Here is an 11,257-nt window from a genome sequence, read left to right on the forward strand (position 1 = left end):
ACCATTGCACATCAATCAACAAAGGATAAGAAATGTAGTAGGTATCAGTGCACTTGTTATACCTATGATTGCTCAAGCCAAAGCACCAGACTCTATACGAATAGGTCTTGAATCGGTATATAAAGATGCTACCACCGTTCAAATTAAAAGTGAAGAGCCTCTGGCTATAGGTTATTTTGAAGGAGAAAGGTGGAGGAAGGAAGGGGATTTAGATACAAGTGAAGTAACAGTATCTTTAGATTCTCAAACATATTATAACTATCAAGAGGTCTATGGTGACTTTGAAACAGCTTATGATGCTTTAGAGATATATGACCAAGAGGCAGTTGTAGCATACATAGAACCAGGTGAGTATAAGATTTATACAACAGATGACTTTGAGGCTGATGAGGTTGTAGTAAGTAATGCAAAACGCATAAATGTAAAGGATACAAGGGGTGAAGTTGTATTAGTAAGTGAAAATGATGCATACCCTTTAGGTTTTAGAGGTGGATATAATCAGTATGATTTTCCTGCTACAGGCGTAGGCAATAGTAGAATTTATAGAGGGGTTATAGAAGTTGTAAAAGGGCAAAGTAAAGGCCTTACAGCAGTTAACCAAGTAGATATGGAAGAGTACTTATACGGGGTAGTACCTTGTGAAGTATCAGCTTCTTGGCATGAGGAAGCACTTAAGGCTCAGTCTGTAGCAGCTAGAAGTATGGCTACTTTCCAATACTCTAGATTTCTATCAAGAGGGTACAACTTAGTAGATACGACAACAAGTCAAGTGTATAGGGGGATTACTTCTGAACATGACCGTACAACAGCGGCTGTTGAAGCGACAAGAGGTGAAGTGGCAACTTATAATGGAAAAGTAGCAGAGACAGTGTATAGTGCAAGTAGTGGTGGCTATACAGCAGATGCTAAGTATGTATGGGGCAATAGCGTACCTTATCTAGTGGCTAAGCCAGACCCTTATGAAACAGACCATGTGCCATGGAAAAGAACCATAACGACAAGAGAGCTTGAAAAATGTGTAGCCAACGCAGGCAAAAATATTGGTAGTGTTGAAAGTGTACGTATTGGAAGCTACTCACAAAGTGGACGTGTCAACGAACTTACCATACTTGGGACAGCTGGTGAGTATACAGTAACGAAAGAAAATACAAGAACCTTTTTTGGTGGAAGCAATGATGGCTCACTTAAAAGTCGTAAATATCAATTTACACCTTATAACGGGGTAAGCATACCAGACGTTACAATTAAACCAGGAACAGGTGGCAATAATACAGATGAAGTGGCTATTTTAACAAGTCAAGGAATGGTTCAACTAGAACTTGAAGGCCTATGGATGGAATCAGAAGAGACTTATTCTAAAATACGTGATGCAGTTTATATTAAAAGTGCTCATGAAATGATTACAAGTGATATTTTTACTACATCTTCAGGAGGTTCATTTGAGGTTGAAGGAGACTACAACTCTACAAGTAAACCAGACACAGTATATGGGGATTTAACACTTTATGGTTATGGCTATGGGCATGGTGTAGGAATGTCTCAATATGGTGCAAAAGGTATGGCGGAAGCAGGATTTAGTTACAAGGAGATTATCGAATACTACTATGAAGGTGTCGTTGTAGAATAAAAACCTATAGCTACAGATAGACTGAATAGTAGTAAATAAGGTTATAATAAAACAAAATACTCCTAACAAGGATAAGCAGATAGACGCATCAAAGAAATGCGTGCAAGAAGCAGATTGGAGAAGTTATGAATACATCAGATTTTTACTTTAATTTACCAGAAGAACTTATTGCACAAGTCCCTCTTGAAGACCGTACAGCTTCAAGACTTATGGTACTTGACCGTGTGACAGGTGACATCGAACATAAACATTTTTACGACATGATAAACTATTTAAATCCTGGAGATTGCTTAGTGCTCAACAACACACGCGTTATTCCAGCTAGACTTTTTGGCACACGTGAAGGAACAGGTGGGAAAGTAGAGTTCTTACTCCTTACAAGAAAGAACGAAAAGGACTGGGAAGTTCTTGTAAAACCCGGGAAAAAAGCACGTGTGGGTGACCGTGTTGTCTTTGGAGAAGGGATCTTAACAGCAACTATTAAGGAAATTATTGAAGATGGTAAGCGTATTGTGACTTTCGAATACGAAGGGATTTTTGAAGAAGTATTAGACCAACTTGGAGAAATGCCACTGCCACCTTATATTCATGAGAAACTAGAAGACAAAGAGCGCTATCAAACAGTTTATTCGAAACATGATGGGAGTGCGGCTGCACCTACAGCAGGCTTACACTTTACACAAGAATTATTAGAACAGATTAAAGAAAAAGGTGTGCATATTGCTTATGTAACCCTTCATGTTGGACTGGGTACCTTTAGACCTGTTAAAGTAGAAGATGTACTTGAACATGAAATGCACTCAGAGTTTTATATGATTGATGAAGAAAATGCTAAAATCATCAACGAAGCAAAAGCTAGGGGAGGCAAAATCATTTCTGTAGGGACAACAAGTACAAGAACATTGGAGTCCAATGCCAATGATGAAGGCTTTGTAACAGCAAGTAGTGGCTGGACAAATATTTTCATTTATCCAGGCTATAAGTTTAAATGTGTGGATAGACTCTTTACTAACTTCCATCTTCCAGAGTCTACCCTTATTATGCTTGTAAGTGCCTTAGCAGGATATGATGAAGTATTGCATGCGTATAACGAAGCCGTTAAAGAAAGATATCGTTTCTTTAGCTTTGGTGATGCAATGTTTATTAAATAGAACAAATTCAGTTGCTACAGTATAGAAACTATACATACTGTGGCAACTTTTTTCTAGGTAAAGATGATAAAAGAAACCTTTTTGGGACATATTCTAAGAGAGTGATGACCTAAGGGAGAATGGAGGGGGTTTATGTATGCGTTAATAACAGGGGCAACGAGTGGAATAGGGCGGGCTATGGCCTACTTATTGGCCGAGAAGGCGTATGATTTGCTACTTGTAGCAAGAAATGAGAAGAATTTAAAAGATTTGCAAACTACACTTGAGGAGACGTATAATGTTAAGGTACAAGTTCAAAGTGTAGATGTGACCAAGTTTATAGAACTTAATCAGCTCATAGACTACATAGCAGAAGAAAAAAAGCAGATTGACTTGTTTGTGAATAATGCAGGGGTTGGATTCTTTGGAGATTTTGGGCAGATGAGTGAGGAAGAGGATTTGGTAGCGATTGATACTAATATCCGTGGCTTTACTTATTTGACGAAGAAAGTCTACCCTTATTTGCATTCAGGGAGTAGAGTGCTACAAGTGGCATCCACAGCAGCTTTTGCACCAGGGCCTTATATGGCAGTGTACTATGCTTCCAAGGCGTATGTACTTTCGCTATCCATGGCACTACGCAACGAGTGGAAAGACAAAGGGATCCAAGTGAGCATACTTTGTCCAGGACCTACTAAGACGGACTTTATACAGAAGGCACGTATGCACAAGTCAGGTCTTGCAAAGTTGAGTGCCATGACACCGGAGGCAGTCGCACATATTGGGTATAAGGGGCTAATGAAAAACAAGGCAATTATTATACCTGGGTTTACCAATAAGTTATCAGCCTGTGCTTTAACACTTTTACCTATAAGGGTGAGTACCTTACTTGTACGAAGTACACAAAAAAATGAAAGTAAGTAGAAAGGAGGAGAAAGGTGATTGCAAAATACAGCAAAGTTTTTAAAGTCAACTTTAGAGATGTAGACTTTAAGTACAACATTAGCATGAATGCCTTGGTAGATTTTATGCAAGAAATAAGTGGGGAACATGCCTTAGAACTTGGAATAGACTTTACTACAGATGAAGACCAACAAATGTACTGGATTGTATCCCGTGCTAAGATGCACTTAGACCGCTATCCAAGATGGCAAGATAATATTCGTATTGAAACTTATCCTATTGGGATTGATAAGCTCTTTTGTGTGAGACGCTTTGACATCTTTGATGAGGAGGATCAGCTTATGGGATATATGATTGGTTACTATATTCTCATGGATTATCATACCCATAGACCTTTACGTGTTCAAAAGATGGAAGGTATCATTAAGACATTGAACTGGCCCTATGAAGGTGAAGCATTACCTAAGTTGAAAGAACCACAAGAAGTTGTAAAAGAAGAGCTAAGAAAAGTACACAGTGGTGAAATTGACATTAATGGACATATGAATAATGCCCATTATGTACGCTGGGCAACAGATATGATAGATTGCAAAGAGTACAATGTGAAGTGTATAGAAAGTATTCAAACCAACTACACCACATCTTTAGTAGAAGGTGAGGAAATCCAAATTATAAGAGGTTTAGACGAAGAGGGCAACACACTTATTCAAGGAATGAGCCTTGACCAAAAGACAATTTATTGGACCAGTAAGATTGTGTTGAAGGACTTATAAATTTATATCATACCTAATAAATATGGAGGCTAACCTAAGAGACTTTTGAAGTGTAAAATGTGGACTTAAGTTAGCTTTTGATATTTATGGCAATAATATGTTATACTAGCGGTAGTTTGCTAACAAGGGGAAATAAAGAAGCAATAGTGTTTAGCAATGGAAAACTTAAGATAAGAGAGGAAAGAAAATGGACTTTATAGAAATTTTTAAAGCAGTTATATTAGGTGTCATTGAAGGTATTACAGAATGGTTGCCTATTAGTAGCACAGGGCATATGATTTTGGCTGATGAGTTTATTAAACTCGATGTCACACCAGAGTTTAAAGCCATGTTCTTTGTAGTCGTACAGCTTGGGGCAATTATGGCCGTAGTTGTTCTGTTTTGGAACAAGCTGTTTCCTATTTCATTCAAAGACAAAGTAACAATTAAAAAAGAAACTATTGATTTATGGTTAAAGGTTATTGTAGCAGCACTTCCAGCTGCAGTTATTGGACTTGCATTTGATGATACGCTAGATGCACTCTTTTATAACTATCAAACAGTAGCATTGATGCTTATTATCTATGGGGTATTGTTTATAGTGGTTGAAAATCGCAACAAAAATAGATGTGCTAAGATTGAGACATTAGAAGCCTTAACTTATAAGACAGCTTTACTTATTGGGGTATTCCAAGTGCTTGCACTGATTCCAGGAACATCTCGCTCAGGGGCAACTATTATTGGAGCTATTTTACTGGGTACTTCTCGCTATGTAGCCGCAGAATTTACTTTCTTCTTAGCTATTCCTGTTATGTTTGGCGCAAGCTTATTAAAACTTCTTAAGTTTGGCTTAGTCTTTACAGGGGCAGAGTTAACCATTTTATTTGTAGGTATGGCAGTAGCATTTGTTGTATCTATACTTGCAATTAAGTTCTTAATGGGATATATCAAAAAGCATGACTTTAAAGCATTTGGGTACTACCGTATTGTACTCGGTATTATCGTAATTGCTTATTTCTTATTAAAATAATATAGAAGGACTGTAAAACTAGAGGCTTTATACTAGTTTTACAGTCCTTTTGCTGTTTGTTACACGTTTTATTGAATAGTAGAAGTCAAGATAAGTGGTGAGGCATCACCAATACCTAAACAGTAATCAAGTTGTCCTGTATTCATATTGTAGAGCGCGACATAGTTTTTAAAGCGTGGTGCACGAGGATCCTTTAGAATAAAATAGACATGTTCACCTTGGAGTCTTAAGTTAAGGACTTGGCTAGTAGGTGAGGGGAAAATGAGACTAGAGGCGGACAATGTTGGGGCGGAAGTTGCAAGGGTGTTAAGCGGAATTTGTACATAACTTAAGCCTCCTTGATTGGGTGTGCTATAGGCAAAGAGGTAGTTAGCACCACTGGTAATACCTGCAACTTCAAAAGGCATAGGTTGTAAAAGTGTAGTATCTGTAAACGGATCATAGATTTGAAGAGCATCCCCTGCAATAAAAACAGCTAGCCCATCAGGCGTCAAAGTATAATCTAGTTCATCTAAGGCTGAAGGATGGGTTTCAAGACGCTTCCAAGCAGTCACTTCAAAAGTAGATAAGTCTATGGTATAGATGAGCGCATGATAACTCATAGCTTCACCAGCTAAAATGATGAGTTGGTCATCTACGATTTTCATGTGAGAGACATACATACCATGGAGATATAAGTGTTTAGGGAGCTTGAGTGGGGAAAGTGTACCTGTATCCTTTTGAAGAATACGAAAACTTGTTAAGTCTCCAGGAAAGGCAAAGAAGACAAATTTATCGGTATCATAATAGTTTTGGAAAGTCGAGGACAAAGGTGTACTAGCATCAGCAAAGTGCTCGGCATAAGTTGTAAATACTGCTTTATCTATAAAACCTTCAGAGTAAGGTACCCACTTTTTAGAAGTAGGGGATAAACCTTCGTGGCTTAAAGTGTAGTTATGAATCTGACGATAGCCCACATCCGAATAAAAAAGGGAAATATCAGTTAAATCCACATTATTTTGTGCATTTAAAATCAATTCTGTGTATAACTTAGGTGTAGAAATACCTCTAATGAGGATAACTAAAGCGATTAGACCTAAAAAAAGTCCAATGACTCGTAAGGCTAATCGCTTTTTGAATACTTGTTTCATATAATCACCAATCCTTGCTTGGATCGAAGCCGTAGATTTGTAATGTTTCTAGGTAAGGGCTACGCCCAATATCTCCAGGAGAAACAAAAATACCTCCAGAACTATCCAAATCAATATTAAAATGTTTAAAGGTATGCCACACAATATGTGAACAATGGGTACTTGTTGGGATGGTTTTATTGGTTTTCATAGCAAGAATATTATAAGGAATGCCTTGCATAGAAGTTGCTGCAAAGCTTGCTATCTCATCTAGATACTCTTGGTCTACATCTTTTAGACGCATCATCTTAAAGGTAGAGCGGTAAGCCCACCAAGAGGCATCTTGCTCCATGCTTAAGGTGAATGGCTCTAAGGATTCTAGCATCTTACCACGAACACTATCGATGACAAGGCCAGCATGTCCATGTCGCCAGTTATAAGTATAGGTAGATTTTGATAAGAAGATGTAACCATTTTCGTAAGGTGCCAGTTCAAAGGCGGGAATAACTTCGCCATTTTCATTGACCACTTTATCAATGTTAGTAAAAGGAGTCATTTTAGTTTGAATGACATTTTGAGTTTTGAAATAGTTGGATTGAAAATTGAGCATTTTTGATTTAAAATCAGAGTGTTGCTGCAATAGATCCACCATAGGCTGTGCAATGCCTGTCTGGGCGTATAGGAGGTCATAATCTTCTTGGGAAAAAGTAGATTGGTCTAAAATCTCCGCTATAGAAACACGGTCAACTTGAGGAACATAAAACATGTTGTCAGCAGCGTGAAAACCTAATAGAACGTAGATAATGAGTGCGATGCCTAATATACTAGACAGGACGATAAAAGGTATTTTGAATCTTTTCATGACGAATTCCTCCTAACTCCATTATCCACATTATAGCAAAGGATTATGACGCAAAAAAGAAGAATGGCGAAAAGAGGGCGCAAAATGATAAAACTGATTGTATCAGATTTGGATGGAACATTGGCTTTAGCAGACGGGAGTATTTCAAGAGAAACCTTTGAAGTGATTCGTAAGCTAGAAGCCCAACATATAAAGTTTGCGATTGCAACAGGCAGACAAGGGGCTACAGTAGAAAATGATTTTAAAGAGGTTTTAGATTACATTTATGTGATAGCAGATAATGGCGCAATGATTAAACATCAAGGCCAGGAAATCGGTGTAACCTATTTAGAACAAGAAAAAGCTAGAGGTGTTATTGAAACAGGTAAGCAAATAGAAGGGATTGAAGTCCTAATTTGTTGTAAGGACACAGCCTATAATCTCACTACAGATCAGGCCTTTAAAGAGGAGATTGCAAAATACTATCATTGTCTTACAAATGTGGCACATAGTGATGAAATTCAAGAAGATATTATTAAGATTGCGCTGTATCATAAAGAGGGTATTACTAGGGAAATTGAAGCCATCTTACAAGATACATGGGGTGAATTTTTTGCTATTACAGCATCAGGGAAGAACTGGATAGATGTTGGAAGCCTTCACACAAGTAAAGGTGATGGGATCAAGTTTTTGCAAGACAAATATAACATTAAAAAGTCAGAATGTATGGCTTTTGGAGACTATTTCAATGATGTGTCTATGCTTCAACAAGTAGAGGAAAGCTATGTAATGGACCATGCGCCAACAGCAATGAAAGGTTATGGGAAGTATATCGTGGAGCATGGAAAAGTACTAGATACGATAAGAGAGAAATGCTTATAAAATCAATTCAATAGATTATTAAATAGAGCAAACAGACTCAGGTAAAGAGGTTGTTTGCTCTATTTTTATTGTATAAAGGGATGTGGAAGAAGCATGGAAAATACGGGATAAATATCTATACGGAGTGTTTAATAAGTATGTAATATATAAGGTTAAATAAGGGAAAAATATAGGATAAAATAGGAAATGCTAAAATATGGTAACGTAAAATGCTTGAAAAAATGAAGAAGTCGTGTATAATAAATATTACAGAGTTGTTACAAATTGAGAACAAGTACGTAACAGTTTTGAATCCGAATTGATAAAAAGAGGAGCGGTATTATGAAATCTAAAAAATTATTTACTTTACTATTAATGGGAATGACTGCACTTGGTGCAACAACTTCAGTACATGCAAAAGAAATTACATATAAAAAAGTTTGTGTTATTACATCTCAAAAACCAAACGATTGTTTCCCAACGATTAATCGTCCAGGTACAGACTGCCCAGAAATTAACCAACCAGAAGTAGATTGTCCAGAAGTGGACCAACCAGCAACAGATAAACCAGGTTGGTTACCAGACATCACAGTACCAAGTGAGCCAGAAGTAGACAAACCAGAAGTGGATCAACCAGCAACAGATAAACCAGGTTGGTTACCAGACATCACAGTACCAAGTGAGCCAGAAGTAGACAAACCGGAAGTGGATCAACCAGCAACAGATAAACCAGGCTGGTTACCAGACATCTCAGTGCCAAGTAAGCCAGAAGTAGACAAACCAGAGATTAACAAACCAGAAATTGAAAAACCAGAAGTAAGTTCACAAACTGCATATGAAAATAAAGTATTAGAACTTGTTAACGTAGAACGTAGTAAACAAGGGCTCAAACCACTTCAAATGGATGAAAGTGTAAGAAACGTAGCCAGAGTTAAATCATCTGATATGCGTAAAAACAACTACTTTGACCATAATAGCCCAGTTTATGGTTCACCATTTGATATGTTAAAACAATTTGGAATTAGTTATAGAAGCGCAGGAGAAAACATTGCTCAAGGCTATTCATCACCAGAAGCAGTTGTTGAAGGATGGATGAATAGTCCAGGACACCGTGCAAATATTTTAAACAGTAGTTTTACACATATCGGAGTTGGATATGATGCTCAAGGTCACTACTGGACACAAATGTTTATTGGTAAATAGATAGTACATACATACAAACAATGGTAAAATGACATAGGTATGCAAAATGGAGGCTGTTATAGGGACAGCCTCTATTTTTGTATGCAAGTCACCTTTCTTATAAGTTAGATGGTATAGGACAGACTTTTAAAGACATAAGCTAACAGTAAGAAGGAGGTAAGAAAATGACATATAAAACCCACATTGTAGGTGGTATTGTTCTAGCTGGTGTCATGCATCAATCTTATTTTACGTTAACAGAACTTGGATTTGTTTGTTATTACGTAGGTGCTGTAGTTGGAAGTTTATTACCAGATATTGACCATCCACAGAGTTTGATTAGTCAACAAGTAGCATTTTTACATTATCCATTTAGAAGGTTTGGTCATCGTAAAGCTACACATAGTTTGCTGGCAGTAGTCAGCTTAATGGGGCTTATGTATGTGCTATTTGGGAAAAATTATATAGGACTTGGAGTAGGGCTTGGATATTTGTCCCATTTACTATTAGATATGCTAAATCCGCGAGGTGTACCTTTGTTATACCCTTTTACAAAGTACAAATATAAAATACTAGGCAAGATACACACGGGAGAAAAAGGCGAGGAAATCGTTTATTTTATCTTAATGGTAGGACTCCTTATTTTGGCTATAAAAGCATTATCCCTATCGCCGTTGTTGGATCATTGGGGCTTTTGATGCAGGTGATAAATGTAGCACATCCCTTTCACCTATAGGTCTCTGATGAAGTATTGCTACAGTAGGGAACCATAAAGCTAAACTTACCAAGAAGCTTTCAAAAGAAAAGTTCTACAGTTTATATGTAATGCTATGCCACTAGAAAAAGCTAGCTTAAGTCTGCCTATGTTTGATAAGAGGGGAGGCAACTTAAGTTAGCTTTTTGTGCGTTTAAAAGGGTATTCGTTTTATTTTCTAAGTGAATGTAAGGGGTAAGATAAAAATAAGGCATCCTATAGGCATCCTAAGTAAAGGGAATAAGCTCATTTGAAAAAGTCGCTGTTGAAAATACTTGGGACTTAGGGCGTGAAGGCGTTAATTTACACGTGCATGAATGAAATTAATTTTAACTTCTTGCTGTTCAAGTGTAGTGAGGATCGTACCAGCTATTTGAAGAACGGCGTCTAGCTGGTCAGTATGTTGAGTATAGCCATCAAAAAGTACAGATAGCTTTTCTCTTACCTTTGTTTCAAGCTTGATAATGTGTTTGTCGTTCTTGGCAAAACCATCTAGCATATTCGTCTTCATGTCCTGTAACTCTTGTTTCATTTCATGCACGTCTTCGTACATTTTAGTTAATAAATCAAGTACCTTATCTTCCATCTTGTCATCTCCCTTTCCAAAAGAAGTCTAGCATAAGCAACAATAAAGGTATAGGCTTAATGACCAATTTAGTAGAATGATTTCTATATCAAGTGGATTTGTTTGAATTTATTGTATAGTATGTAGTAGTTTGGTGAAATGATTATAGGCAGTCACAAAGTAAGATCTATTGAAAGGGGTGAGTGGTATGACCAGAACGCCACGAATTAAAAACTCGGTGCAGTTAATGTAATCTGATAGCAGATTGTGCCAAGATAGATGAAAAGATTTGTTAGCAGTTAACTGCATTGTATTTTTCGGTCAAATCATAATCGAAAAGGAGCAGTTAGTGTGAAAAGAAGAAAGGCTTGGGGTAAAAATGGCAACACTAAAGAAAGGGTACTAAAAAGCTTCGTAAAATTAAGCTAATGAAGTCCCGAGATCTACAGAAGTTTCAGGGATTAGCCCCTGTGAAACAAGAAGTTTTATAGCTTGTCTGATGG

The 11,257-nt window shown here is 37.3% G+C and carries 11 protein-coding genes; 8 read left to right on the forward strand and 3 right to left on the reverse strand.

Annotation, left to right across the window (positions count from 1 at the left end; translation table 11 throughout):
- Positions 1-4: 4 nt before the first annotated feature.
- The 5 genes from RRY75_RS10120 to RRY75_RS10140 all read left to right on the forward strand — a co-directional run bounded on the left by RRY75_RS10120 (position 5) and on the right by RRY75_RS10140 (position 5,442).
- Positions 5-1,627, forward strand: coding sequence for a SpoIID/LytB domain-containing protein (locus tag RRY75_RS10120; RefSeq protein ID WP_332527583.1), 1,623 nt, complete (start codon positions 5-7; stop codon positions 1,625-1,627).
- A gap of 125 nt (positions 1,628-1,752) precedes the next feature.
- Positions 1,753-2,778 carry a tRNA preQ1(34) S-adenosylmethionine ribosyltransferase-isomerase QueA gene (gene queA, locus RRY75_RS10125; protein ID WP_332716582.1) on the forward strand — a complete coding sequence of 342 codons (1,026 nt, stop codon included), beginning with the start codon at positions 1,753-1,755 and terminating at the stop codon, positions 2,776-2,778.
- A 132-nt stretch (positions 2,779-2,910) separates the two neighbouring features.
- Entirely contained in the window at positions 2,911-3,681 is a 771-nt protein-coding gene (locus RRY75_RS10130) for an SDR family NAD(P)-dependent oxidoreductase (protein ID WP_332492729.1), read from the forward strand.
- 14 nt (positions 3,682-3,695) lie between these two features.
- A complete protein-coding gene (locus RRY75_RS10135) occupies positions 3,696-4,433 on the forward strand; it encodes an acyl-[acyl-carrier-protein] thioesterase (protein ID WP_332492727.1) in 738 nt (245 codons plus the stop codon).
- A gap of 187 nt (positions 4,434-4,620) precedes the next feature.
- Positions 4,621-5,442 carry an undecaprenyl-diphosphate phosphatase gene (locus RRY75_RS10140; RefSeq protein ID WP_332527581.1) on the forward strand — a complete coding sequence of 274 codons (822 nt, stop codon included), beginning with the start codon at positions 4,621-4,623 and terminating at the stop codon, positions 5,440-5,442.
- 68 nt (positions 5,443-5,510) lie between these two features.
- Here the strand turns inward: RRY75_RS10140 and RRY75_RS10145 are convergent, their stop codons facing one another.
- The gene (locus RRY75_RS10145) at positions 5,511-6,572 is read right to left on the reverse strand and encodes a hypothetical protein (protein ID WP_332492723.1); all 1,062 of its coding nucleotides are present in this window, start codon (positions 6,570-6,572) and stop codon (positions 5,511-5,513) included.
- 4 nt (positions 6,573-6,576) lie between these two features.
- Positions 6,577-7,413: a hypothetical protein gene (locus RRY75_RS10150; protein WP_332492721.1), complete on the reverse strand. Its 837-nt coding sequence runs from the start codon at positions 7,411-7,413 to the stop codon at positions 6,577-6,579.
- Between the two features lie 84 nt (positions 7,414-7,497).
- On the opposite strand from RRY75_RS10150, the gene RRY75_RS10155 reads away from it, so the two are divergent.
- The 3 genes from RRY75_RS10155 (at position 7,498) to RRY75_RS10165 (ending at position 10,133) form a co-directional block, all read left to right on the forward strand.
- Entirely contained in the window at positions 7,498-8,274 is a 777-nt protein-coding gene (locus tag RRY75_RS10155; protein WP_332492719.1) for an HAD family hydrolase, read from the forward strand.
- A gap of 321 nt (positions 8,275-8,595) precedes the next feature.
- Positions 8,596-9,456 carry a CAP domain-containing protein gene (locus tag RRY75_RS10160; RefSeq protein WP_332716588.1) on the forward strand — a complete coding sequence of 287 codons (861 nt, stop codon included), beginning with the start codon at positions 8,596-8,598 and terminating at the stop codon, positions 9,454-9,456.
- A 164-nt stretch (positions 9,457-9,620) separates the two neighbouring features.
- Positions 9,621-10,133, forward strand: coding sequence for a metal-dependent hydrolase (locus RRY75_RS10165; protein WP_332492713.1), 513 nt, complete (start codon positions 9,621-9,623; stop codon positions 10,131-10,133).
- A gap of 354 nt (positions 10,134-10,487) precedes the next feature.
- Here RRY75_RS10165 and RRY75_RS10170 read toward each other — a convergent pair whose 3' ends face one another.
- The gene (locus RRY75_RS10170) at positions 10,488-10,775 is read right to left on the reverse strand and encodes a hypothetical protein (RefSeq protein ID WP_332492711.1); all 288 of its coding nucleotides are present in this window, start codon (positions 10,773-10,775) and stop codon (positions 10,488-10,490) included.
- Positions 10,776-11,257: the final 482 nt, after the last annotated feature.

It is taken from the genome of Niameybacter sp. (genome assembly GCF_036655075.1).
Classification (GTDB): Bacteria; Bacillota; Clostridia; order Lachnospirales; family Cellulosilyticaceae; genus Holtiella.

Excerpts from the sequence above, each read along its gene's own strand:
- RRY75_RS10165 (WP_332492713.1), top strand. The coding sequence starts at position 9,621 with ATGACATATAAAACCCACATTGTAGGTGGTATTGTTCTAGCTGGTGTC.
- queA (WP_332716582.1), top strand. The coding sequence starts at position 1,753 with ATGAATACATCAGATTTTTACTTTAATTTACCAGAAGAACTTATTGCA.
- RRY75_RS10140 (WP_332527581.1), top strand. The coding sequence starts at position 4,621 with ATGGACTTTATAGAAATTTTTAAAGCAGTTATATTAGGTGTCATTGAA.
- RRY75_RS10160 (WP_332716588.1), top strand. The coding sequence starts at position 8,596 with ATGAAATCTAAAAAATTATTTACTTTACTATTAATGGGAATGACTGCA.
- RRY75_RS10170 (WP_332492711.1), bottom strand. The coding sequence starts at position 10,775 with ATGGAAGATAAGGTACTTGATTTATTAACTAAAATGTACGAAGACGTG.
- RRY75_RS10130 (WP_332492729.1), top strand. The coding sequence starts at position 2,911 with ATGTATGCGTTAATAACAGGGGCAACGAGTGGAATAGGGCGGGCTATG.
- RRY75_RS10155 (WP_332492719.1), top strand. The coding sequence starts at position 7,498 with ATGATAAAACTGATTGTATCAGATTTGGATGGAACATTGGCTTTAGCA.
- RRY75_RS10145 (WP_332492723.1), bottom strand. The coding sequence starts at position 6,572 with ATGAAACAAGTATTCAAAAAGCGATTAGCCTTACGAGTCATTGGACTT.
- RRY75_RS10150 (WP_332492721.1), bottom strand. The coding sequence starts at position 7,413 with ATGAAAAGATTCAAAATACCTTTTATCGTCCTGTCTAGTATATTAGGC.